The organism is Acidithrix sp. C25, from assembly GCF_904848545.2.
Genome location: NZ_CAJHCI020000002.1, coordinates 187,939 through 212,205, shown reverse-complemented (window position 1 = coordinate 212,205; position 24,267 = coordinate 187,939). Strand labels below are relative to the sequence as shown.

General features: G+C 47.7%; 20 protein-coding genes and 2 pseudogenes. 15 read left to right on the top strand and 7 right to left on the bottom strand.

The annotated features are described in order from the left end of the window. Window positions 1–77 precede the first annotated feature (77 nt). Window positions 78–698, top strand: coding sequence for a sulfite oxidase-like oxidoreductase (locus ACIDITHRIX25_RS94195; protein ID WP_201733053.1), 621 nt, complete (start codon window positions 78–80; stop codon window positions 696–698). 315 nt (window positions 699–1,013) lie between these two features. Here ACIDITHRIX25_RS94195 and ACIDITHRIX25_RS94190 read toward each other — a convergent pair whose 3' ends face one another. Next, the gene (locus tag ACIDITHRIX25_RS94190; protein ID WP_201733052.1) at window positions 1,014–1,433 is read right to left on the bottom strand and encodes an HIT family protein; all 420 of its coding nucleotides are present in this window, start codon (window positions 1,431–1,433) and stop codon (window positions 1,014–1,016) included. A gap of 1,398 nt (window positions 1,434–2,831) precedes the next feature. After that, the gene (locus ACIDITHRIX25_RS94185) at window positions 2,832–3,572 is read right to left on the bottom strand and encodes a helix-turn-helix transcriptional regulator (protein WP_201733051.1); all 741 of its coding nucleotides are present in this window, start codon (window positions 3,570–3,572) and stop codon (window positions 2,832–2,834) included. A gap of 108 nt (window positions 3,573–3,680) precedes the next feature. Here ACIDITHRIX25_RS94185 and ACIDITHRIX25_RS94180 point away from each other — a divergent pair. The 12 genes and pseudogenes from ACIDITHRIX25_RS94180 to ACIDITHRIX25_RS94125 all read left to right on the top strand — a co-directional run bounded on the left by ACIDITHRIX25_RS94180 (window position 3,681) and on the right by ACIDITHRIX25_RS94125 (window position 18,643). Further along, window positions 3,681–4,783, top strand: a pseudogene (locus ACIDITHRIX25_RS94180) (Mrp/NBP35 family ATP-binding protein). Window positions 4,784–4,921: 138 nt separating this feature from the next. Further along, window positions 4,922–5,587, top strand: coding sequence for a molybdopterin-dependent oxidoreductase (locus ACIDITHRIX25_RS94175; protein ID WP_160291923.1), 666 nt, complete (start codon window positions 4,922–4,924; stop codon window positions 5,585–5,587). After that, window positions 5,584–6,165, top strand: coding sequence for a cytochrome b/b6 domain-containing protein (locus ACIDITHRIX25_RS94170; RefSeq protein WP_052607097.1), 582 nt, complete (start codon window positions 5,584–5,586; stop codon window positions 6,163–6,165). The genes ACIDITHRIX25_RS94175 and ACIDITHRIX25_RS94170 overlap by 4 nt, the downstream gene beginning before the upstream one ends. A gap of 276 nt (window positions 6,166–6,441) precedes the next feature. Then, entirely contained in the window at window positions 6,442–6,675 is a 234-nt protein-coding gene (locus ACIDITHRIX25_RS94165) for a DUF3107 domain-containing protein (protein WP_052607098.1), read from the top strand. 25 nt (window positions 6,676–6,700) lie between these two features. Beyond that, window positions 6,701–7,681 carry an ArsA family ATPase gene (locus tag ACIDITHRIX25_RS94160; RefSeq protein ID WP_052607099.1) on the top strand — a complete coding sequence of 327 codons (981 nt, stop codon included), beginning with the start codon at window positions 6,701–6,703 and terminating at the stop codon, window positions 7,679–7,681. Then, window positions 7,678–8,826, top strand: coding sequence for an ArsA family ATPase (locus ACIDITHRIX25_RS94155; protein ID WP_201733049.1), 1,149 nt, complete (start codon window positions 7,678–7,680; stop codon window positions 8,824–8,826). Before ACIDITHRIX25_RS94160 ends, ACIDITHRIX25_RS94155 begins: the two co-directional genes overlap by 4 nt. A 19-nt stretch (window positions 8,827–8,845) precedes the next feature. After that, a complete protein-coding gene (locus tag ACIDITHRIX25_RS94150; RefSeq protein WP_201733048.1) occupies window positions 8,846–9,721 on the top strand; it encodes a histidinol-phosphatase in 876 nt (291 codons plus the stop codon). A 97-nt stretch (window positions 9,722–9,818) separates the two neighbouring features. Further along, a complete protein-coding gene (locus ACIDITHRIX25_RS94145; RefSeq protein WP_201733047.1) occupies window positions 9,819–11,306 on the top strand; it encodes a sensor histidine kinase in 1,488 nt (495 codons plus the stop codon). Between the two features lie 24 nt (window positions 11,307–11,330). After that, window positions 11,331–12,047 (top strand): glycerophosphodiester phosphodiesterase, encoded by a 717-nt coding sequence (locus ACIDITHRIX25_RS94140; protein WP_201733046.1) that lies wholly within the window; start codon window positions 11,331–11,333, stop codon window positions 12,045–12,047. A 41-nt stretch (window positions 12,048–12,088) separates the two neighbouring features. Beyond that, window positions 12,089–12,865, top strand: coding sequence for an electron transfer flavoprotein subunit beta/FixA family protein (locus ACIDITHRIX25_RS94135; protein WP_052607104.1), 777 nt, complete (start codon window positions 12,089–12,091; stop codon window positions 12,863–12,865). Window positions 12,866–13,006: 141 nt separating this feature from the next. Next, the gene (locus ACIDITHRIX25_RS94130; protein WP_201733045.1) at window positions 13,007–13,972 is read left to right on the top strand and encodes an electron transfer flavoprotein subunit alpha/FixB family protein; all 966 of its coding nucleotides are present in this window, start codon (window positions 13,007–13,009) and stop codon (window positions 13,970–13,972) included. 1,158 nt (window positions 13,973–15,130) lie between these two features. After that, window positions 15,131–18,643, top strand: coding sequence for a putative bifunctional diguanylate cyclase/phosphodiesterase (locus ACIDITHRIX25_RS94125; RefSeq protein ID WP_201733044.1), 3,513 nt, complete (start codon window positions 15,131–15,133; stop codon window positions 18,641–18,643). 43 nt (window positions 18,644–18,686) lie between these two features. Here ACIDITHRIX25_RS94125 and ACIDITHRIX25_RS94120 read toward each other — a convergent pair whose 3' ends face one another. The 5 genes and pseudogenes from ACIDITHRIX25_RS94120 to ACIDITHRIX25_RS94100 all read right to left on the bottom strand — a co-directional run. Then, the gene (locus tag ACIDITHRIX25_RS94120) at window positions 18,687–19,409 is read right to left on the bottom strand and encodes an SCO1664 family protein (RefSeq protein WP_201733043.1); all 723 of its coding nucleotides are present in this window, start codon (window positions 19,407–19,409) and stop codon (window positions 18,687–18,689) included. Then, on the bottom strand, window positions 19,370–19,867 hold the full coding sequence (locus ACIDITHRIX25_RS94115; protein ID WP_052605354.1) for a DUF3090 family protein: 498 nt from the start codon (window positions 19,865–19,867) through the stop codon (window positions 19,370–19,372). The genes ACIDITHRIX25_RS94120 and ACIDITHRIX25_RS94115 overlap by 40 nt, the downstream gene beginning before the upstream one ends. A gap of 2 nt (window positions 19,868–19,869) precedes the next feature. Continuing rightward, entirely contained in the window at window positions 19,870–20,586 is a 717-nt protein-coding gene (locus tag ACIDITHRIX25_RS94110; RefSeq protein WP_200891221.1) for a histidine phosphatase family protein, read from the bottom strand. A 226-nt stretch (window positions 20,587–20,812) separates the two neighbouring features. Further along, window positions 20,813–21,979: an acetyl-CoA C-acyltransferase gene (locus ACIDITHRIX25_RS94105; protein WP_052605353.1), complete on the bottom strand. Its 1,167-nt coding sequence runs from the start codon at window positions 21,977–21,979 to the stop codon at window positions 20,813–20,815. Between the two features lie 430 nt (window positions 21,980–22,409). Then, window positions 22,410–22,925: pseudogene (locus ACIDITHRIX25_RS94100) on the bottom strand (IS607 family transposase); the annotation flags it as partial. A 669-nt stretch (window positions 22,926–23,594) separates the two neighbouring features. Here ACIDITHRIX25_RS94100 and ACIDITHRIX25_RS94095 point away from each other — a divergent pair. Next, entirely contained in the window at window positions 23,595–24,011 is a 417-nt protein-coding gene (locus tag ACIDITHRIX25_RS94095) for an ACP S-malonyltransferase (RefSeq protein WP_201733042.1), read from the top strand. Next, on the top strand, window positions 24,008–24,253 hold the full coding sequence (locus ACIDITHRIX25_RS94090; protein ID WP_052605351.1) for a hypothetical protein: 246 nt from the start codon (window positions 24,008–24,010) through the stop codon (window positions 24,251–24,253). The genes ACIDITHRIX25_RS94095 and ACIDITHRIX25_RS94090 overlap by 4 nt, the downstream gene beginning before the upstream one ends. The last annotated feature ends 14 nt before the right edge of the window (window positions 24,254–24,267 follow it).

Sequence of the window (24,267 nt, the reverse complement as noted above, 5' to 3'; positions counted from 1 at the left end):
TTATGAACTGTGAAAGCTTTTAGCTCGGGTACTTTTTGTGGCTAGCTTTATTTGATAGAAAAGGGTTAGAAGACCAAATGGGTTTTTTTGAGCGCAATCGAAAAGATTTGGCTGCTAAGGGTGTCGATCCTTCGCGGTTGCCTCCCGGACAGTATTCTACTGATCGGTTTCCGGTATTGCACGCGGGAAGCGTACCGGTATATAAGGATCTTTCATCCTGGGACTTAAGGGTTGTTGGGGCTGTAGCCAATCCGTTGGTGATCTCTTGGGCGGAGTTCATGGCTCTTGATGCCGTTGATGTCGTTACTGATATCCATTGTGTTACCAAGTGGTCAAAGTTCGATACATCTTGGCGGGGAGTGCCACTGACGACCATCATCGAGATGGCCCAAGTAAAAGATGAGGCTACGCATGTGATGCTTCACTCGGAATTTGGATTTAGTGCCAACGTCCCGTTGACTGATATTTTGAGTGATGGGGCGATTGCTCTTTTAGCGTTCCAATTTGATGGGAAGGAACTCGAACCTGAACATGGCTACCCGCTGAGATTTTTATTTCCGAAGTTATATTTTTGGAAGTCAGCTAAATGGTTACGTGGAATTGAATTCATGTCGGCAGATAAAGCTGGATTTTGGGAAGCTAATGGCTATCACATGTATGGAGATCCATTCCAGGAGCAGCGCTATTGGGGTGATTGAGCTGGAGAAAAGTTGAGTCGTTTCCTCGCTCGACTTTGCTTGGCGCAATCTTTTTTGCTCCCACATTTACTGTCACACAGATCGAGCTGATTTGTACGCCTGTGACTAAATGGATTTGAGAGCATCATGAAGCTTCCATAAGGGATCTTTTGTGAGATTGGCATTGTGTTTTGCTCAAAGGGCTCCCAGAAGGTTTAACATATCGGATTATCGGATTGCTCTATGGTTGCAAATCTTAGGATTTACAAGCCGTATGGTCAATTGCTGATAGTTCAAACTTAATTTTGCACGAAGTGGCAATCTAGATCTTTTCTTCTAAAAGGGTGCGTTAGCGTTGTCTATTGGTCGGAGAGGGGGTCTAAGATAGCTAGCCTTTTCAGGGAAGACATTTCGCACTCCTCCTTGTGGATGTTCACTGTCACCGATGTAGCGCGGGATTAGGTGAAGATGTAGATGGAAGATAGTCTGACCGGCGGCTGATCCAGCGTTTGTACCGATGTTGTATCCGGCTGGAGAATATTGCTTGTCGAGTAGTTCTTTTACTTCGGAAACCAAAGCAAAAATATCGGCTTGTTCGCTTGGAAGTGCCTCCCACCAGTCTCGTATGAAGCGACGACTGATAATAAGGCAGTGACCCTTAGCGACCGGGAAAGAGTCGAAGATTGCAAACGCAGACCGGTTAGATGCAATCCACTCCGAACTTGGTATATCTAGGAAGGGAGATTCTTCAGTCATCGATCCCTTTCGATCCGTTTCCTTGATGACCAGTTAGATGAATGAATTGGCGTAAAGGAAGTATCTTAGGATGGTCTTCATGGACTGATGGCACTTGGTCTACCTCTTTTGAAGTGGAGCCTTTGGTTTACTCGCGGCGTTGTATCTTTTGGCTACTTAGCATGATATCAGTAGAGTCGTTTCCATTGAATCATTAGAGGTTGGCACGACAGAAATAAGATCGACAAGTGCGAGTGATTTCTTCCGGTGGATCTTTTTTTGGTTCAGCCGGAATTGACCAACGTCAACCTGGATCGATGTGGCTGCCTTGCTATCCAGCTTTTTCAAGCAAGTTGGTGAAGGTGAAATTATCGTTGCATTGTTTGTCGAATTGGCCATTGAACACTCGTTTTTCAATAGGTGGACATAAGATCGCATTCATATCGAGTTACGTTGTTAAATAGGGCTAGCGCTCTGGTTTGTCGAGACCTATCATGGATGCCGCTCTGACCACTGTAGGGTTTAAGACGGAGTGGTCAAATGCCAAGTCTATGAGTATGTGGTGCTTTGGTTCTTTGGACCTTTTCGGATATTTGTAGGTGCAACACGTGCAATACTTAGGTGGCTTTACTCGGTCGTACTGAATGTTAATTTCCGACCTGCCCATCACGCCGACAGTTCGGACGCCTGACGCCATTTCGACCCATAATAGCTGCGAGTCTCTAAGGGTAGCGATCTGTTTTCTTGCTAATTTGCCTTTGATCTACTTGGCGGCGCCTGCCTTTCTTGGAGTCTATGCAGACATGTAATAGGCGCTTTGTAGAAGTAGCTAATTGTAGAAGTGGCTAATTAATGATCTTCGCCTCGCCGTAATTCCCTTTTTCAAATCTCCACCCCAAACGCTGTTGGTTGCGTGGAACCCCAAGAGCTGGAGGCTCGTTGATGGCCATTGGTAGGCGCTTGGTTCGGAGTAGGTTCGTCGAGTGCAGTCTGGTCTATTTGTATATTTTGAGGAGTGTTCTTGTTTTGGTAAAATAGACTCCTGATAGAAAAAATATTCGCCTCTGACCGACTGGGTGCTCCCGTGCTTCCTAATTGAAGTTGTGAGTGTGAGCGAATCAAATACCTCATTACGATAAAGAACTTCAGCGCCTTCCAAATGGGTGCATCTCATAGTCATCCGTGGATCTTTGCCGCCAACACGATGGTTAGACAACTTATCTACGGTGCAATCGTAACCGTCTTGTGAATCGAAACTTCTATATCGAAATTGGATGGCGTTTCGTTGTTTTAAGCATCGTTGAGGCAAATTCAATTCATCAAGTTAGGTGAGACAAAAGTGGGTATCGGTTTTTTCTTGCTTTGGCCCAAGTTGGATCTTCGAAATTCACGAAGGTAACTTTTTGTAGACTTACTGATTTATAGACTTACTGAGCAGGAGGAGTCGCCTTTGGCTCTAGAAGTTAGAGTTATGGGTACCTTTTCTTTGATTAGCGCACCTAACATTCCTCGGACTAGACCACGATCAAGAGCACAGATTACGGGATTGGTAAGCGAAGCATCGCCGAATGGACAGTTTTCATTTACAACAGATAGCGAGCCTCGAATTTGGTTGGGTTTTGCCGCAAAGCCATGGGCACTAAGTGCATCTGCGATCGTCCTGATAGCGTATTTTATAGAACGATTTTCAAGGTGAGGGTGCATCGTCTGGGCCAATTGTGAACCATAGCGTTCACCGACACTTTCAGCCATGAGTTCAGCAGTGGTCGGATCGAGTAGTTCTAAGGCTGCGCTGAGCAGCATTGAGAGAAGTTCATCACGTTTGGATGCGACCCTGTTTGATGAGGTAACACCCGGTGCGCCCTTATAACGCTTTGATGGTCGTCCTGCGCCACCGCAGATCGGACGTTCGAGAGTTACGTCGAGGTAGCCTCCTGATACCAATTTATCTAGGTGGTGGCGGGCAACGTTTGGGTGAAGTGAAAACTTATCAGCGACTTGGTTAGCTGTAACACCTTCGTTGTCGCGCGCGAAGAGGTAGATCTCGCGACGAGTTGGGTCACCAAAAGCTGCCACCACGGCGCTGACCGTTGCTTGAAACTCTGGGTCATCTACAGAATGTGGCGCTCCAAGATCAGCGACTTTTTCTATCGTGCTCATTGAACCTACTTAGCAATCTAATAATGACTATAAATTATTCTATCTAGATAGGAGAAATCTATCCTCGATATCGGACCTTGATTCAAATAAGAAAGAAAAAGTGCCAGGATGAACACACAGGAACTCTATTCACACCTTGGCAAGGTGGTGGAACCAGATATTTTGGAGTCGCTAGCCGATTTGGAGATGATCTCACAGGTGACTAAGAAGTTGGGCGGTTATAGCGTCGAACTTCTAACATATCCGGCAAATGGTGGATACTTTGACCCAATTGCCGACCAAATGGAGCAAATCGCACAAGAATATGGTGTGCCGCTTGAAATAAAAGCTCGAGCGATGACTGACGCTGAGATAAAAAAGCTCGAGTCACATCTTCTTGATAAGACTTTGATTAAAGATGGCGAGAATCGAGTGAATCGCTTGATGGCGCCAGGATCGCGCACCCGAGTCCTGGGATTTTCTTCAGGAAAGGGTGGCGTTGGGAAATCTTCCGTCACAGTGGGTGTGGCAAGTGCGCTTGCACGCCGTGGCCACAGTGTTGGCATCTTGGACGCTGATGTCTATGGCTTTTCGATACCTAGGATGCTTGGAGCAGTTCGCCCACCATCTTTGATTGGAAAGGTAATGATACCGCCTGTGCGCTTTGGGATAAAAACTATGAGCGTCGGTTACTTCGTGGCAGATGATACTCCGGTTATTTGGCGTGGACCAATGTTGCATAAGGCCTTGAGCAGTTTCTTCTGGATGTCTTTTGGGGGGAGATCGATTACCTCTGCGTGGACCTACCACCGGGGACGGGCGACGTGACGCTTTCGTTGGCTGAATATCTGCCAAAGATCGAGACCTTTGTGGTCACTACCCCTCAAGACGCCGCTGAGAGGGTTGCACAGCGATCAGCTCTAGCTGCTCGAAAGTTGAAGTTGCCTCTTCGTGGGGTCATCGAGAATATGAGCTACTTCCGCGGCGACGATAAGAAGCGATATGACATCTTTGGCAAGGGCGGCGGAGAGAGTTTGGCGCAGTCACTTGAGTTACCTTTGATTGGAACTATACCTATCGAGATCGCTCTTAGAGAAGGTGGCGATGTGGGTAATCCAATTGTCTTTGCGTCGCCGGAGTCTGAGGTTTCGGTTGAGTTTATGCGAATAGCCCAAGTGATTGAAGCGATGGGACCTGCCAGGATCTATAAAAGTGAGCTGAAGGTCCGTTAGTGCGACGACTTTGCAACGAGGATCACATTCTCTAATCTTCTAGCTAATAGATAGCGATTTAGTGAACCTGAGATTTGTATGAGAAGTTTGAAATTATGGAACATTGAATGGACGATTTGGTTTTCATAGTTTATGGATATGAAAACCAAAACTCCTAGCTCCAATGGTGCTTCGGTGCCGCGCAGGGTCTTTGTTGGATTAAGTGTCGGTGGGGTGGGATTAGTCGTTGCTGGCTCTGGGCTAAAGAATCTTCTCGGAGGTTCTGCTTTGGCTGGTATTGCCGGTATATCTGGATATCAGATCTATACGGTTACCAATGGATTCCCGACGACGAACAATTCCTCCTTTAGATTGGAAGTAAGGGGCCAGGTCGCAAATAACTTGACTCTGTCTTTGGAGAACTTAGCGATTATGCATACTCCGGACCTAGTCGCCACCTTTCACTGTGTTACCGGTTGGAGCGTCCCGAATCAACGCTTTGGCGGCGTGACACTCTCTAAGGTTATAGAGATGGCTCAGCCCGCTAGTAGTGCGAAGTACGTTAACTTTCGCTCTTTCGATGGTGTCTATACGGAGAGTCTTCCTTTGAATCAGGCGATGAGCAATGGAACGATGCTAGTCACTCATTTAGATGGTGTGCCCTTGCCGCTAGAACATGGGGGGCCGCTGAGGTTGTTTGTCAATAAAAGCTATGGATACAAATCGATCAAGTGGCTAAAGGACGTCGAGCTATCCAATTCACCAATTACGGGATACTGGGAGAACTACGGTTACCCCGCAGATGCAAGGATTCCCCAGAGTTGAAGGCGCATCTCGGAGAAACTAAGGGGGATTTGAGATGGTATCGTGATCTTGGGCGTAAACCTGCCTTTTTGCACAACTTGGCGTCGGTGCTCTTTTTTATATCCTTGCTCTCGGCGCTTACCTTTTACGTAGGTGGCTTGCAAGCCATCTTTGGAAATAGAGAATTTTTTAGGGAAGTCCACGTAATCACAGGCATAGCATGTATAGCCGTAATGGCAGTTGGCTACTTTCCTCTGCGCGATCGACCCATTGCTAAGGCATGGAATGTCTTGACTTCTTGGACGATAGCAGACTCCAGATTTGTTCGAGGGTGGATTTCAAGCGGTCGCAGGCCAACCTATAGTAGAAGAACTCCTAATGGCGGACAGAAGATTGCGACTGCCATAATTGCTGCTTCGATGGTCGTGCTGATCATTTCAGGGTTGATTCTGAGGTTCTTTAGGTATTTCCCCTACTCCTTTCGGGTGGGTTCCACTATAGCCCATACGGTTTTTTTCTATCTAATAATGGCGGTTGTCGTTGGTCACCTCTATTTTGTGGTGGTCGACAAGTTCAATAGAGGACCCAACAAGGAATGACTTTCGGGGTCCTTGGCTCTGGCGGTTCCACTTATATCTGTCAACGTCCGCTCAGACTAAGGTCTCGATTTCGTAGCTTTTCTGGAGGCGATAGCGTCTTTGACTGAGCTTTGGCTTTCAAACCCAGACGAAATATAACAGAAGTGATTGGCTATCCTCTAGTGTTGTTATAGGCAATCACTCTAGTCAAGCGTAATAGTTTGCAATTGTTTGGTGCTATTTCGGTGAAGTCTTTGCCGGCAAGGTCTTTTGCGAAGTCGAATTAAGGAGTTACAAGTGGACATAAAAATTGGATTTTTGGATTCGAGTCGTGAGCTTGCGTTTGAGGTAGGTGACGATAAGGATCAGAATGAATTCGTTGAGACGCTGAATGCGCTCACGAAGAGTCAAGACGCTCTTCATTGGATTGAGGACAAAAAAGGGCGCAAGATCGGCGTTGCTCCAGGGAAAATCGCTTATATCGTTGTCGGTTCTCAGCAAGAAGAGCGTCGGGTAGGCTTTGGCGCCTAAGTGGTGATTTGAGGGTCCAAAATTGATGAACAACCTCGAAGGACATAGCGACTTAGGCGATGCAATTCTGTCCAAGCGCTTGGTGATTGTCACCGGAAAAGGTGGAGTTGGAAAGTCCACCATAACTGCCGGACTAGCCCGCCTGTCCAGCAAAGCAGGATTGCGAACTTTAGTCTGTGAGGTTGACGCTCGGGGTGACGTGAGCGCCGCTTTTGGCATAGAGAACGTTGAGTTCAAGCCCAAGGCGGTAGCTCCGAACCTCTATGTAATGGCCATGAATACTGAGGATGCGCTAGCTGAATATTTGCGCCTAAACCTTAGAATTCCGATTATCACCAAGCTAGGTCCTCTAGCCAAGGCATTTGACTTTGTGGCCAATGCTGCTCCGGGGGTAAAAGAGATTTTAGTTATGGGTAAGATCTGCTACGAAGTAAGAGAGCGCAATTACGATATCGTCTTTGTGGATGCATCAGCAAGTGGTCACATCGTCTCACAATTAGCATCTCCAGCGGGGATATCAGAGCTCTTCCAAATTGGTTTAGTGAAAGAGCAGACCGCCTGGATGCAGGAGATTCTGAGCAATCCATCAACTACCGCGTTGATCTTGGTGGTAACTCCAGAAGAGACACCGGTAGTCGAGTCGTTGGAGCTAATAGATCGTTTGGCTAATGAGACTTCAATGAATGTAATTGGAGCCGTGATCAACAAAGTTATGGCCGAACCATTTTCAAATAGCCAGGGAGAGATCTTTCGCTCGATTATGACTGGCGATCTTCACGACGATTTCTTAGCGATCGCGGGTGACTCCAGCGATGCATTTTTGGCAACCTCGTCGTTAGCTACTGGCCTAAGGGAGTCACGAAGCAGCCATTCCAGAGAGTTCATCTCAAAACTACCCGTAGGTATTGCCACTATCTTTATCCCATATTTCATGGGTGCAGAGGATGGCATACGTCTTTCCAGAGAGATTGCCGAAGCGCTCGATGGCGAATTGAGCGGATCGTGAACCAGCTAGTAAATTCACTTGTTACACAGAAGTCGATTCTGATTACAGGCGGCGCTGGAGGCGTTGGCAAGACAACCACGGCTGCGGCTTTGGGTACAATCGCAGCTCTTGAAACCGATCGTAAAGTATTGGTTCTGACAGTGGATCCCGCCAAACGTCTAGCTGATGCTATGGGGTTGGCTAAGTTCGGAAACGTCGTAACCAAGGTAGACCTCTCAGGCTTTGGAGAAAGATCCCCCAAGGGTGAATTGTACGCCGCGATGCTTGACACTAAAGCTTCCTGGGATGACCTTGTGATTCGATACGCTCCAAATATGAGGGTTCGGGGTGAGATCTTGGCGAATCCGATCTATAGAAATATCTCATCGCGCTTTGTCCAAAGCCACGACTATATCGCCATGGAGTCACTTTATGACCTATACAATAAGGGTGACTTTGACCTTCTGATAGTTGATACTCCTCCGAGCAGAAATGCAATGGACTTCTTAGATGCCCCCGAGAGGATGGCTGACTTTTTCTCCTCTAAACTCCTGCGGTGGATCACTGCGCCATATCGTTCTCGCCTGGTGGCCACTGCATTCAAACCATTTTATCAAGTAGCTGATCGCATTATAGGTTCAGACTTTCTGGAGCAGGTGGCGGAGTTTTTCATACTTTTTCAATCGATGTACGATGGCTTTATCGAAAGAGGTAAGTCGGTAAGTGCATTGTTGAGGAGCGATGTGACGTCATTTTTGGTAGTAACGTCGCCGGAATACCTTCCGATGCGAGAGGCTGAATTTTTTCTGGGAGCTCTTCGGGAGCGCCACCTCAATCTTGGTGCTTTGATCGTGAATAGAAGTCTTCCTTATTACCTTGGTGATCAGAATGCGATCCAGATCGCCCAAAGGCTAATCGCTGATTCAGAAATCTTGGTTAAGGACAGATTTTTAGGGGTGGACCCACGTATCATGCGTGGCGTCTTGTCTGAGATAGGTTCAACTTATTTGGATTTTTCCAATCTCTATGGACAACAGCACAATCTTTTGGCAACTTTGCTTGTGGATAAGGCCAAGGTCCTTGCGACGCCGTATCTTGAGACGGATGTCGCAGACTTAACTTCTCTCGAGCGAATAGGATCTAATCTCGACTTCGTAAAATTTTAAAGCAGATTTAGGAATTGTCGTGATAGATTACCATCTCCATCTATGGCCGCACGGACAGCGCGATGTTGACCCCACCGTTGAGTATCTAGCCCAATATTTAGAAAAAGCTCAAGCTAATGGCGTCGTTGAGATCGCTGTAACTGAACATCTCTTTCGTTTTTCTCAGACGGATAAGGTTCTAGGGGATTTCTTCAAGCGCTACCCTGATACTCCGATGCGAACTTTGATGCAGGACTACTGGAAAGACCATGCACGAGCCGATCTTGATCGTTACGTCGAGGTCTGTCTAGCTGCTAAAGCTGCAGGTCTTCCTATCGTAATGGGTCTTGAGGTGGATTATTACGAAGGATCGATGGATAAGGTTACCCAATTGTTGGCGGACTATCCATTCGACGTCTTGCTTGGTTCTATACATTGGGTTGGGGATTGGCCATTTGACCACACCACCGACCCATTTGTCCAGGGGTACTGGGCAGAACTAGGGGTCGAAAATGCTTGGGAGGGATATACCCGTGCCCTTGAGGAACTGGCAGCCACCTCGGTCGTGGATGTTTTGGCTCACCCTGATTTGATAAAGGTAACAGGAATGTTTCCAAATACGCCTAATGAATTCTACGATCGAATAGCCGAAGCTGCTCGTGATTGCAAGATGGTGGCAGAGGTGTCGAGCGCTGGATGGCGTAAACCCGTGGGCGAAGCCTATCCTTCACCCTATCTTTTGTCGAAATTCGCAAGTAATGGCGTTGAGATAACCACAGCTTCTGATGCTCACTCTCTGGGAGATGTCTCATTTAGATTCAACGATGTCGCATCAATGGTCAAAGGTGCCGGTTACGACAGCGTAACAGCCTTTTCTGCAAGGCAAAAAAGGCAGATATCCATCAACGTTAATTGATTGATCGCTGTGGCATTTGACTGACGGGTATAACGATGGAATGTAGGAAATCTATGGATAAGTCAATGACCTGCGTTACTAGCGGGGAAAATAAGTAGTGACAACTCTCGCAGGCTTAGCGCACCGAGCAGGAATTGCGCCGGAAGTTGTTGCTCATCTTCAAAAGTTGACCTCAGCTTGGGGCCTTTTGGCAGACTTGTGTTTTTCGGACTTAATTCTCTATGTTCCGACCTACTTTGATCTGAGTAACCCAGCCCAGCCTTCGGGCGAGCTCAACTATATGGTGGTCGCTCAAGTTCGACCTGCCACCTCGCGAACGCTTTACCCAAAGGACCTGGTCTCAAGTGTAATTACAGCCTCATCTGCTCCGGGAATTACTCAGTGTCTTTCTTCTGGCCATATTGCTTTTAAAGAGAGCCGGGTCCCTCATAGCGATGAGCACCGGGTCTCCTTTTGTATTCCAGTAAGACATGACGGCGTCGTTGTGGCAGCAATGGTTCGTGAATACGAACTCAATGCAAAACTTGTTCGTGGTGAGCTTGAACGGATCTATGTCTCTCTGTTTGAGCGCTTTGCAAATATGATTACCCGAGGTGAGTTTCCTTTTAGCTCGGATGATCTAGCTGAGGCGCCGAGAGTTGGCGATGGTGCCATGGTTGTAGATGAGGATGATGTAATTACCTTCATGTCGCCCAATGGAGCCTCGGCCCTGCATCGACTTGGCAGTCATGTGGCGCGAGTAGGAGATACCTTTGCCTCTCTGGGGTTGGACCTTGGGGTTATCGCTAGAGCGAGGCTAAATCTTGAGCCAGTCGTTGAAGAGATTGAGAAAAAGCCAGTCACGACTGTAATGTTTCAGGCGCTTCCTCTTTTGAATCTAGGTGAATATTCTGGCTCCTTAGTTCTTCTGCGGGATGTGAGTGAACTGCGAAGACGTGATAGGTTGCTCTTATCTAAGGATGCCACGATTCGAGAGGTTCACCATCGTGTAAAGAACAACCTCCAGACTATTTCCTCCCTGCTTAGGTTGCAGATTCGCCGACTTACCTCTGAAGATGGCAAAGAGGCCCTTCGAGAGGCTGAGAGGAGAATTCGCTCCATAGCTGTCGTCCATGAGATCTTGTCCCGTGACGTCGGGGATGTTGTCGATTTCGGGGAGGTGATCTCGGCAATCGTTGATTTAGCCCATGAGTCAGTTCCACCAGATCTTCATTTGGAGATAACTATTTCAGGTAGCCCAGGCGAATTGGATGCTACGGTTGCAACGCCGCTAGCTCTTATTTTGACCGAGTTGATCCAAAATTCCATCGAACATGCCTTTTCGTCAAGGGATGAAAGCGCCGGCGAGCGTTCAGGCCATATAAAGTTGACTTTTTCAAGGCGGCTAGCATCTTTAGTTATTGAGATAAGCGATAGTGGTGTCGGTTTTAAAGAGGGTTTTAACCCCAAGGAGATAACGTCGCTTGGCCTTTCGATAGTGGATAGCTTGGTGACGTCGCAGCTTTGTGGAGAGATATCTTACGGTTCCCAACAGGGTGCCCATATTCGGGTCAGGGTTCCGGTTCCTGATCGGATTAGCCTTTGAAGTACGTCGTTTAGGAAGGAAAAAGTGACTAACCAGAAAAGACCAATGATTCTTGGTCACAGGGGAGCTTCTTTTGGAAGAGTTGACAACTCCAGGGAAGCTTTCGAGTCAATAGCTCCAGAGGGTGGAGATGGGGCAGAACTAGATGTGCGTGCCACTTCGGATGGCGTATTGGCCGTTATACATGACCCCGTTATTCGAGGCTATGGAGCGGTTGCCGAGCATAGTTTTGAAGAGATCTCCAAAGCGATGGGTGGCGGGTTGCTTCGTCTAAGCGATGCACTCGAGATTCTAAATGGACAGTTTGTGGATATTGAAATCAAAAGCGACCCCAAGGAAGTAGGTTGGGTCCCATCGGAGCTAACTTCTCGTCTTTTGGCCAAGGAGTTATCGAATTACGGCGGTTCGTCGCGTTTGATGGTCTCTAGCTTTTCGATTCGAGCCCTTGAGGTATTTTCCAATTTAGCGCCTGATTTTGCAATTGGGCTGCTGACATCCATTGGTTCAGATGCCGTCGCACTCTGTCACGCGGCTACTGAGATGGGGGCGAACTATATTTTGCCACATCATTCTTCCTTGGATGGGCAGGTTTTGAAAGACGCCCACGAACTCGGTTTGGGTGTGATAGCTTGGACTGTTGACCTAAATGAGCGTGTCTCTACGCTCGCTAAGTTAGGGATCGACGGGATTATTACAAATAAGGTTGAGGCAGCTGTCGCTGTGCTATCAGGCGCTGCCTAGCACATTTGCAATTACTAGAGGATTAAAGGGATTATAGAGATATGAAAATTGCTGTCTGTGTAAAACAGATTCCAGATCCAGCTGCGCCCGCAAAGATGGACGCTAATTACAACCTGGCACGTGATACCAAGTTGATAATGGATGAATCAGACTCCTATGGAGTGGAGATGGCCCTTCAGCTTGTCGACAAAGCCGGCGCTGGAGAGGTCGTATTATTTTCGATGGCCCCTGGAGAAGAGGTATCGGGTCTTAGAAATGCCCTAGCCATGGGGGCTCATCGTGCGGTCCTTATCAGTGACCCGCGTCTGGCCGGTTCCGATGCTCTTTCTACAGCCAAAGTACTGGCTAAGGCGATTGGTCGAGAGTCTTTCGACCTCGTTTTAGCGGCGACTGAATCGAGTGACGGCTATACCGGAACTACTCCTGTTCAAATTGCTGAGCTTCTGGATCTACCTAGCGTAACCTTTGCCAAGGGGATCGAGGTTAAAGGCGAATCCTTGATAGTAGCTCGACAGACCGAGGCTGGCTTCGATGAGATTGAGGTTCCAACACCAGCTTTAGTTACTGTAACTGCTGGGGTGGTTGAGCCACGGTATCCGAACTTTAAAGGCATAATGGCCGCCAAATCTAAGCCAGTTGAGAAGCTGTCGATCGATGATCTAGCATTTTCTCCCGATAGCGTGGGAGCAAGCGGTGCCCGTGAGACTATAACTTCGATTCGCCCGGCTGAATCTAGAGGCGCCGGTACGGTGGTAGTGGACGAGGGCGATGGCTTTGCCAAGATTATCGAGTACCTCGAGAGCCTTAAAGTCATCTAGGTTCGTGCGCCAATCGGCATTGAATTAATAAATAAACCGCCTCAAGTCGCACCTTTGTGCGCACGGAATTATATCAGTTAGCTAACTTAATTGCCTTTGGGGAGTTGCTCGAAGGTTGAATTGATACGAAAGAGTTTGAAAATGACACTAGCAAAGATCTGGGTTTTGGCTGAGCCAGCTGGATCAACCATATCGGCGGCATCGCTAGAACTAATAAGCACAGCAGCAAGGCTAGCTGGTGAAGTTGTAGCCTATACATGGTCTGTTCCTAGCAGCGAATTCGTAGACATGGCGTCAAAATATGGTGCTGATTCGGTGGTGGGAATCTCTGATACCGGAAATCGTCTTGCCGGAACTACAGTTGGTGCGGTTATGGCCTCAGAGATTCAAGGTGGAGCAGCTCCATCGGCGATCTTTTTCGCTGCTTCATATGAGGGAAGAGATGCAGCAGGTCGACTTTCTGCCAAGATCGATGCGCCAGTTCTGACTAATGTTGTGAACCTTCTTCTCGAGGGCAGTGACTTGCTCTCAGAGCATGCAATCTTTGGTGGATCAGAGATCGTTTCCGCTCGTTTCACCTCTGAGGTGCCAGGTATTTTTGTGATCAGAGCAAAGTCCTTTGTGGCTGAGCAGAATCCAAAGACTCCGACTTTGATCACTCGAGAGGCTGGTGATATCGGTGCCGCGGGTCGCGCCAAATTACTGGAAAGCCACGTTGAAGAGAGAACTGGTCCCAAGTTGGACGAGGCGGCGATCGTTGTCTCAGGCGGCCGAGGACTTGGCAAAGCAGAGAGCTATACGATGGTTGAAGAGCTCGCCTCTTTGCTCAACGGTGCCCCTGGTGCATCTAGGGCGATTGTAGATGCCGGATGGGTGCCATATTCCTATCAGGTTGGTCAGACCGGAAAGACGGTTAAGCCAACTGTCTACATAGCCTGTGGTATCTCTGGTGCAACACAGCACATGGTTGGAATGAAGGGTGCGAAGAATATAATCGCGGTCAATAAGGACCAAGAGGCTCCAATCTTTTCTATCTCCGATCTGGGAATCGTTGGCGACGTTCATAAGGTTCTTCCTGCATTGATCGAGGCCCTCCGAGCCAGATAGTCGACCAGAGAGTCTTCTTTCATCGGATGATTGCTATCAGGTCGAATTAACTCCTCATTTTTTGTATAGGAGTTTATTGCGCTTTTTTTATGCGGTTGTGCCAAGTTCTAAGCAACTGGACCTTGATCTAGAGTGCCTCTAGGTTTGCAACCCTATGAAATGTAGGCACCGCGCGAACTGCGCAACGATAGCAGTGGCCTCGGCCTTTGGGTAATTGGTGTGTTAGATCTATTTTTTTGGCTCAGGGGTTGACTCCTGAGCCAAAGTTGTTAACGTGGCTTTGCGAATTTGATTCATCATCTCAATCGCGCCGAAAGAAGATATTCACGGAGGCTCTTTCGCGTGCGCTCAATCTCCAATAATTATGCTATCTTCCACTACCCAGCTCAAGAGATGGGGGAGTGGATACGTCTTTTGAATATGGCATCGATTTTCAATTTGAATAGCATTTATCACTTTCTACCAGGATTTTTGCTTCTGAAGGTCTGCTTTTTATTTCGCTCGTTGCTTTATAGGGTTGATGGATTTTTATTCAACGAGCAAAGTATCTATGTGCGCAGTCATCTAATTGACCAGTTGAAAAGTGCGAATGGCTTTGGAGGTAGTGATTGAGTTTGATTTTTTTGGAAGATAATTTTGATGGGCAATGTTAGTTGACGATGGCAACAAGGTTTACTTTTCATGGGAACGTCGAATGTAATCCCGGAGCTTATCGCGCATTGATTTGACTCGTCTGGTTATCACTGCGAGCGCTGCTCTTTGGGCAATGGTTGACCGCTTGGGATGGTACTTGCGTAGGCAAGATCGACACTTGCTTTGGCCATCTAAATGTGATTTTGAAGAAAGCTACCAGAGTCGATCGTTTGTCGTCTTTCGCATATGCTCCTTGGCGATGCTTTTGCTAAAGAGGTAGATTAGCGAGGGCGAAGACTCTTTGATCAGTAGCGAATAACAACTGATTGTGGTTTTTGGTTGTAGGATCGAAGTTGATCCGGATCTATTCAATTTTGATGTTTTAGGAATCGATAATATTAATGCCCCCAAATGTCGATGTAACTATGAGCTTTTAATTGAGAGTTCAAGTATAAGGATGAATGTAATCCAAGAGACTAAAAGTAGGCTACTGTCAGGGTCAGCCGAGTTGAAAAGAGGGCAACATTGAACCTATCGCAGTTGCGACTGAGCAAGGGCCTTGCTCGCTGCATGCTCGATGTTGCCAGTGGCTTTGACCTTGATGAGGTAAAAAGGGTTTCAATCTACCTGGGTTCGATAGACGACCTTGCTACCAATCACCTCTATTTGATTTTGTCGCTTTCAAAGATAGATGGTGAGATCTTTGAGATTGATCCGTCAGGTGACTTCAGCCTTAGCGATCGCGACGCATTTGTTATTCGTAAATCTACCTCCATAGAGTCGATCGATAGATGTGCTTTGGACCTTTGTGACGGTGCGATTGTGGTCCAAAGTCAAGTTCAAGGTAGATCATTCGATCAGTTATTCGTCAGGTTTGATTTTTTTCAGAATTCGTTGGCTCACTCTAGCAAGGATTATGAAGAATTTGTGGCCACCACAACGTCCGTCGTCGCTGCCATCGAGGATTACCTATCGGGGGATGAACTCAGAGCACTCGAGAAAAGGTTTGAGATCTTTGAAGCTAGTGCGTTGTCAATGCAGACGGTTTCCTCAAAGGGTGACCTGTTCTACGAATTTGCAAAGGTGCTCAACAAACTTTTTGATTGCAGTCACATAGAATTTTTTATAGAGGATGACTCCGAAGACGCTGTTTCGAATTGTCGGTCATTTAGCCGGCTTGGTAATTCTTTGGCGGAGGATTCGCTCTCACATTTGCGCGAAGTAATGAAATCCGAAGAGGTTCCATCTGAGGCGGCGATCGTCTATGACTCCCAAGAAAAGGTGGCTACTCCGAGCCTCTCCTTGGAATTCGTCGATAGGCTGGGAGCCCTAGGCGACTTCCGATCGATAGCTATAGTTCCTATTTCGCTACCTGGTCAAAGGCCGATCGGGTCGGCGGTCATAGCCAGTGCGACCAGCTTTGCTTTTTCAAGACTGGATTTGATGGCTCTTGGTGCCTTTTCCTCGCAGGTAACCTTGGCCGTTTTACGACTAGATCGCGAGTGGATGGTGGCGTGGAATTGGTCATTTGCCAGCGGAGTCACTGGCAAGACCTCGCTTCGATCTTTGTTGGATGTGACGACTAGTGCACTTGGAGTGCTTTCGTCCGGCTTGCGGCTTGCGGTCCTGTTGGATGGGGCTAAATTCATCGAACGCCCAAGAGGAATAACCGGTTACCGGCTTTTATTTATCGGTAATGGTGAGCGGATCATAGATTTAGTGGACTTCGCCTCATCTGATGCCATCTCACTTCGAATAGTTCAATTGCTTGGGGAGGACCCAGTAAGTGATGAGATCGACTTTATCATTCAAGGTCGTTCTATTTTGGGAGTGATTGGATTTGCTAAGATAGATGGTTCCAAATTTAGCGAGATCGAACGAAATGGCCTGCGTCAAGCTGTGGCACAGTTGAATCCAGCCGTTGCCTCTATCTCCTCGAGTCAACTAGAGGCCAGCACGATGATTCGTCAGCGGGAAGATGACGCACTGTTTGCAACTATTGTTCAGGCAATGTCGGAGTTGGTCTGGGCTATCTCTGATGATGGAAGGATCGTTTGGGCTTCACCTAGCCACCGTGAGGTGCTTGGACTCTCCCCCTCGCTCTTAGAAGGGCGACGCATGAGCGAGGTAATCCAATACCATGGTGGGACTGAGAAGCTGGGTTATGGTGACCTTTTGGGGGCGATGGATCAACTTCTCTTTGAAATTGAAGATCACAGAGGAAATCTCCACCTTTTAGAAGCCGTCGCCAATCGACTTCCTGTTAGACACTCATCCGGTGCGACTACGGTTGTCAGCGCTCGTGACGTGACAGAGAGACGCAAGATGGAGCGTGAGGTCGAAGAGAGCGAATCTAGATATAGATCGATCGTGGAGGCCTCTGGTCAAGGTATATGGGTTGTCTCTTTAGATGGGCGCGTAACTTATGCAAATAGGGCAATGGAGGCTCTAATTGATCGAGATGCTAGTGACATCGTTGGATGCTACGTCTCGGACTTCTTGGATCCGATGTCAGCTACCGATCCGACTCTGGAATGGGGAAGCGGGGATAGCTTCCCAGAGATGCAGCACGAACTGATACTCTTAAGAGGGGACGGCAAGACTGTTCATGGCCTTGCTAAGATATCCCCAATTCGAGACAGCTTCGGAAATGTAATCTCTCGTCTCGCTGTGGTTGCTGATATCTCGCGTCATAAGCAGAATGAATCAGAACTTGAAGCGGCCCTTGAACGTGACTCCTTGACAGGCTTGTTAAATCGCCGGGGGGCCGAGAAGGGCTATTTGGAGATCGTCTCTAATTTAGATGATGGTCGCTTGGTAGCGTTATTTTTCCTAGACCTCGATCGGTTTAAATTGATAAACGATACCAGAGGACACCTCGTTGGTGATCGTCTGCTCGTGAGTGTAGCCAAACGGATGATAAGTGCCGGGCGCGATCAAGATGTGGTTGCTCGACTTGGTGGTGACGAATTCATAGTCGTTGCGGGTGGCTTTAAAGACCAAGCGGGTGCCGAAGCTTTCGGAGTTAGGATTGCCCGAAATTTCGCGAAGCCATTTGTAATAGATGGTGAAGACTATTTTTCTTCGGCAAGTATCGGTGTGGCGACAGGATTATCTGATACACCGTGGGACGAACTTTTGCGAGATGCTGACACTGCTATGTATAAGGCTAAAGAGAGTAGAAGCTCGAAGGTAGCATTCTTTGACAAGAGCTTTAGGTCTAGCGCAGAGCGTCGAATGGTTGTTGAGGCAGCCCTTCGCCAGAGCCTATCTCGAGATGAGATATACATGGCGTATCAACCCATCTTGGATATACATAGCGGCCTGGTCGTAGGATATGAGTCGTTGATGAGGTGGAACTGTAAAAAGCTTGGCACGATTGGCCCCGATGAGTTTATACCGATTGCTGAGGATTCAGGTTTGATTCATCTCCATGGTGCCTTTGCACTTTCAGCATCAGTTTCGGCGCTTAGAACCTTTCAATCTTTTGATCCGCGTCGCAGTCCATTTATTGCCGTTAATGTTTCCATGCGTCAATTGGAGACGGGGAGTCGGAGTTCGTTCATAGATTTGATAGCATCTAAAAATCTTTCGAAAGGCGAACTGGTCTTGGAGATTACAGAGAGCGAGATGATGCGCTACCCCTCTGAGATAGCTCCCTTGCTCCGTGACCTGCAAAGCATTGGCGTATTGATCTCGATTGACGATTTCGGAACGGGCTATTCTTCGCTTGCTCAGCTCTCTTCACTCGCACCAGATATCGTAAAGATTGATAAGCAATTTGTTGCAAAATTGGAGGCGGACGATTCGCGTCAGATCGCTTCTGCAATTGTGGCCATGTGTGACGCGCTTGGAGTAAGCACGGTCGCCGAAGGTGTTGAGACCAAGATGCAGCTAGAACTTTTAGCCTCGATTGGCTGCACATTCGCGCAAGGTTATTACATTGCACCTGCATTGGAAGAGATAAGCGTTCCTATCGAAACGGAAATCATTGACGCTCGTTTTTCTGACACTTTGGGCTCTCGCACCATCTACTGATTTACCCTGAAGTTGACGATGAACTTGGGTAGCGGTTAGGTAATCAGACGAGGGGCCACGGATATGGGCGATACTCTGGATCTAGCTCGGGTAGTTTTTTCTTTGAGATGACGTACCTTATTCTCCTTGAAAGTGCCTCTAGTTCGACCTCGCTGATTAATTCTGACAATGATTCCGATATCTCACTGGAATTTTTTCTTAGAAGTTCCCGGTCTTGTTCTGGGATTTGAGCGCCACCAAATTCCCAAATCACAGTTCTCAACTTGGAATCTTCGTGAAACGTTAATCCGTTATCGATGCCCCATAGGTGATCATTTTTATCGATTAAAATGTGGCCAGATTTTCGATCCGTATTGTTGGCGATCAGGTCAAAGACACAAAAGCGGATGAAGGTCGAGGCAAGCTCGGGACGATCCATAAGTGTGAAATAGTGCTCATCAAAGCGAGCATCTATAAAAAGTTGAAGGGATCCGACTCCATAGGGAGCATCATAGCGAATTATGGTGGGCGGTATTAGATCCCATCCGAGAGATTCAGAGAGTCGATATGCTGCTACTTCACGCTGGTATAGGCCATCGGGAAAGTCCCACAGGGGCCGTTCTCCTTGGTGCGGCTTATAGATAGCCGCTATTTCGTCGCCTTCTCCCTGGATCTTTACTAAGAGCGTGGCATTAGAGCTATAGGGCATTCGACCTATAACTTCAATCGATCCAGTTCCTAGGAGATTTAGGGCGTCGGTGCCCTGTATCCATTTGTTCTCGGGCAAGGATGTCCTTCTGGTTCTATGGCAAACCCACAAAGCGGACAAGTCGGGCGACCCGCTTCAATGAGTTCGGTACCTTGAATTGCAATTGTACCGGCTAGTTCTTTTGAAATTGTCAATACGACAGACGAACCCTCTTCATCCTGGGGGCTGAGCTCGGAGAGTTCGATGATTACCTCATCTTCGGCTTCGAGATGGGCCACCCCGATCTCACCTATAGCAAATTCTGGTTCGATTGGAGGTTCGATAGGGAAGGCCTTAGGGAGGTGACCGAGTCGATCAATCTCGCCCAAGATCAAAGCAATGTACTGTATGAGCCCAGCTACCTGTGTCTTTTCGAGCTTGAGAGTGAGTTGCTCGCCAGGCTCGCGAATTTGCAGAATGAAGACTCTATTGCCAGGCTCTCCGATAGCACCTAAGGCGACTTCTATTGGCATTCTAAAGTGGCGTTCGATTGGCAATTTTAGGAGACTTTCATATTGGGTTTTGCTGTTGTATTCACATACAAAGCGTAGTTGGACGTATTGGTTATGGAGATGGCGCTAACTCCAGCTGTTGAAATTATTACCTTTTGAAAGGCGTCAAGGTGCAGACCCAAGCAATGTGCGATAAGAGCTTTTACTGGATCTGCGTGGGTGAAGGCTGCGACCGTCTTCCCGTTGTATCTTTGGTGCACAAAGTCCAAGAAGTCGATCATTCTCTCTGACATCTCTCTGAAAGATTCGCCATTGGGAAATCTGAATTTACTTGGGGCAGCCTGGACCACTCTCCACTCCGGAAGCCTTGAGAGTTCATTTAACCTTCGTCCGGTCCAATCGCCGAAGTCACACTCTATGATTCGTTGATCGACTATTGCTTCAATTTGGCGATCGAGACACAGTGGTTGAGCTGTCTCTTTGGCTCGCTCAAGTGGAGAGGTTAGGACGGCGTCTATCTCAATGGAGCGGAGCGTACCTATCAATTGATTTGCTTGTTCGGCTCCTTCTTCTGAGAGATGCAACCCAGGGGCCCGTCCGGGAAGCGTCGTTCCAGTGGTTGGCGTCTTGCCGTGGCGAATGAGAAGTAACGTGGTTGAAGTTTCTTTTGGTTCTTTGTCGCCTTGATCGGAGCTATTTGAGATCTCTGTATCTTTGGGAGAATCAACGACAATGGGTTGGTTCTCGATATGTTGGTTCTCCAAGGTGCCTCGATCTTTAGTGAGAGTCTCAAAATGTTTTGAATTTACCTGGAAACATCCTACAGGGATTGGCGATCTTAATAGAACCGCCCCCGACATATTGCGAGGGCGGTAATGGTCAAACTTCCAAGGAGACGAGAGATCCCTAGAAGTTTGACCTACTATCGATGTAGACAATAGCTAACAGATTGAATCTCCTAAGCTAATATTGCCATGTGGTCGATATCTTCTAGTTGAGTCGCTCGACAATCATTGCCATTCCTTGGCCGCCGCCAATACACATGGTTTCAAGACCGAATGTCTTGTCAAGCGTAGAAAGATCATTTAGAAGGGTGGTCATAATGCGGGCGCCTGTCATTCCAAATGGATGGCCTAGGGCGATTGCACCACCGTGAGGGTTGAGTTGATCTTCGATTGAAATGCCAACCTCACGAGCGATCGGAATTACCTGTGCAGCAAAGGCTTCATTCAATTCGACTATGTCGATATCTGAGATCTTCATGTTTGCTAGAGATAGGACCTTGGCAATCGCTTCGATCGGGCCAACACCCATTATCTCTGGAGCAAGGCCACTGACGGCAGATGCGATAATTCTAGCGAGTGGCTTGATTCCAAGTGCCTGTGCGCGCGACTTGGACATCACCATTACTGCTGCAGCCCCGTCGTTTAGGGGACATGCATTGCCAGCGGTAACTCTTCCATCTGGTCTAAATACAGGTTTGAGTGTCGAAAGTGCTTCGACTGTGGTCCCAGCGCGCGGGCCGTCGTCCTTGGAGACGATGGTCCCATTGGGAAGCGTAACCGGAGATATCTCTCTTTCGAAGAATCCGTTGTTCTGTGCCTCGACTGCGCGATCTTGTGAGAGCTTGGCGAATTCGTCCATCTCGTTTCGACTTACGCCATACTGGTCGGCGACGTTTTCAGCCGTCAACCCCATTGGTATGTACATAAGGTTTATAAAGTCGGACCGGGATGTATCGGTGAATCGGGGATTCATATCCGATGCGGAAAAGCCGACTCCGAGTGTACGCGTAACGCTTTCCACTCCGCCAGCTACGAAAGCATGCCCTTCTCCTGCCCGAATTGCATGAAAGGCCATTCTGATACTTTGGAGGGACGAGGCGCAAAATCGATTGACTGTTGTTCCGGGAACACTATCGGGCAATCCAGCTAGCATTGCTACGTTTCGGCCCAGATTCATTGATTGCTCGCCAGCGTGATTGGCAGAGCCAATTATAACGTCGTCGATCTCCGATGGGCTAAGGTTCGGCACCTTCTTCATCAATTCGCCAACGATGAATCCTGCCATATCATCCGCGCGGTAGTCGATGAGCGATCCCTTGTAAGCGCGTCCTATCGGCGTCCTAGCCGTAGCTACAATTACTGCTTCTTCCATTTTCACCAATTCCAATTCTTGAAGCGCGGACCATTCCGAACATTCAAATTGACAACTCTTAGCCATCCTATGTTACCACTAGGTAGCGGAGTTTTCTTGCGATTATCGATGACGGCCATTTTGGCTGCGTCAGCTTAGGCCAATTTGTTAAGACTCAAGATAGATAGATGCATTTATAGCTGGTAATTTAGAGGTTTGCACGATATGTCTCCTTTGAAACTTCAGCTATTCTTTGTCTTTATGGATTTGAACTAACATATTTTGATTTATATGATGAATAAATATTGAGCTCCTAGGGAAGTTATTTATTTAGGTTACTTCAAAGTGGCAATGTTTAGTAGCCTAAAGATGCTGAGTTCGCCGAATTATTTCGATGGGTATCCCTCAATTGGGTTGATTATCTAATTCCGGATGGTCGATATTATTTAGGAATGATCGCGTCCGACATCTCCTGTTCTGGTGAACACGATGGTTGATTGACTACTACTATCTCGCATCCCGATTCTTCAGCTATGTGGGCGATAAGATCGAATCCAAACCTAACGAGTCTGTCTTTATGAGCGATTATTAATCGTTCAATCTCTCCGTGCTGTATACGATCCATAAGCGCTAGGAACTTCTTGCGTTTGAAGTTCATACCTCCGCCGATTTCCTAAGTCCACTCATCTACAGCTATACCAGCGTTAAGACAGTAGATCTCCATAGCTTTAACCTGTGATACCAGGTCATCTTTTTGCCCTGAACCACTCACTCGGCGCTAGACGACAGTGACTCGACTAACAGGAGCGCCGCCCAGCATAGCTCGTACATCAGACTCATCGAAGTAGCGATGCCCGCTAGGGAGCCTTTTGGGCGTGATCTTGCCCTCTTGCTCCCATCGCCGTACTGTACTTGGACTACGCCCAATCCGTCGTGCGAACTCACCAATGCTGTAAGTATTAGCCATTACAGTTAAGTATCGCAAGTGTTGGATAGAAAAGTGTCAACTGTTGTTTGCTCCCGATACCTTTCACCGTTTAATCGATGACCCGACCGCCGCCGATGCCATATGCAATCGGATAGTTACGGGAGCCAAGATCATCAACTTACAAGGCGGGTACTAAAGGGAAAGTAGGTAAAGGTTCCGGCGTATCGATTAATCCAAACGCCGGGAACTGCTTTGCATCCAAATACCAAAGCAATTCCAGTCGATCCCCAGAGTTATTGTGGATCTACGCAGAGATAAAATTCCGACTCGCCAAGGTTATCGTTCAATATCATCAGAAATATCGGATAATTTCTCCAGAAGCTTGGAGTAAGTCAAGATTTATTAAAAAGTTTTCATCAAAAAAAATAAAGGCCGAAAAACTCCTAAAATCATCTTTTAAGCAGATGCCGAGCGCAAAATAAATAGTTAGCGTTACTACCAGTGTTCTATGACTACGGAGGCTGGCTTCGAATGTGGTGGTGGCCACGGGGATGCTTTATAGCAGAATCAATAAATCAAGGTCTTATCCACGATAGGCGAACTTGTTTAACGAGCCGTATCGACGAACGCTATCAGCATGATAGCTAATAAGCAAGAGGGGGTGTTCACAGTGGGTATTAAAGAATAACAGGAAGGATCGCAGTTGGTTTGGGGGCATTGGCTGTTAGCGCGGCCGCCATTGGCGTTAGTGCAACCACTGCATCTGCACAAAGCGCGAGTTCGGGTTCTGGATCGAGTTCAATCACTTCTGGTCGCCTTTTACCCGCCGATTGGGTGGCACAGGCTTCTCCCTATGTCGTAACCCGGGGTTACTTCGCTTATCTTTCGCCTGATTTCGCGAAAGTGAGTTCTCCGCAGGAATACAGTGCGGTTAAACAGATGATTCAGATATACGATGCTGCACCGATGGCCGCCAAGACAGTAGGGTTTCAACATCAGTGCGACTCTCTGCGAAATACCCATCAAAGGGCGGAATTATTAAGCCTGATTTGTTCGTTGGGGGCGGGTGTAGTGGCTGGGAGAGCTTCCGCTTTGAGGGGTGGGATGGGTTTCAATGGTACATGAACCAATGCTTTGCAACTGGCCTGGTTGACGAATTGAATGGAGGAGCAGCACTTTATGGAGTCATTACGGCCGCACTAGTTCCTCTCGGCGTCAGTATCGCGATCGCTGGAGTATCAGGCGCGCTCTCAGCGGCCATGTTTGGAGCAGCTGGCTACATTGGGGAGACGCAGACCATGTGCGGCAGCAGAAATATATGGGTAGGCTTGCACTATTGGGTATCGCCTTCACATGGATGTGCGTAGGAGGTTAAAGGTCT

What these genes read in the sequence shown, in the direction of transcription:
- ACIDITHRIX25_RS94185 (WP_201733051.1), bottom strand. Translation starts at nt 3,572, where the DNA reads ATGAGCACGATAGAAAAAGTCGCTGATCTTGGAGCGCCACATTCTGTA.
- ACIDITHRIX25_RS94190 (WP_201733052.1), bottom strand. Translation starts at nt 1,433, where the DNA reads ATGACTGAAGAATCTCCCTTCCTAGATATACCAAGTTCGGAGTGGATT.
- ACIDITHRIX25_RS94130 (WP_201733045.1), top strand. Translation starts at nt 13,007, where the DNA reads ATGACACTAGCAAAGATCTGGGTTTTGGCTGAGCCAGCTGGATCAACC.
- ACIDITHRIX25_RS94090 (WP_052605351.1), top strand. Translation starts at nt 24,008, where the DNA reads ATGAACCAATGCTTTGCAACTGGCCTGGTTGACGAATTGAATGGAGGA.
- ACIDITHRIX25_RS94195 (WP_201733053.1), top strand. Translation starts at nt 78, where the DNA reads ATGGGTTTTTTTGAGCGCAATCGAAAAGATTTGGCTGCTAAGGGTGTC.
- ACIDITHRIX25_RS94175 (WP_160291923.1), top strand. Translation starts at nt 4,922, where the DNA reads ATGAAAACCAAAACTCCTAGCTCCAATGGTGCTTCGGTGCCGCGCAGG.
- ACIDITHRIX25_RS94135 (WP_052607104.1), top strand. Translation starts at nt 12,089, where the DNA reads ATGAAAATTGCTGTCTGTGTAAAACAGATTCCAGATCCAGCTGCGCCC.
- ACIDITHRIX25_RS94105 (WP_052605353.1), bottom strand. Translation starts at nt 21,979, where the DNA reads ATGGAAGAAGCAGTAATTGTAGCTACGGCTAGGACGCCGATAGGACGC.
- ACIDITHRIX25_RS94160 (WP_052607099.1), top strand. Translation starts at nt 6,701, where the DNA reads ATGAACAACCTCGAAGGACATAGCGACTTAGGCGATGCAATTCTGTCC.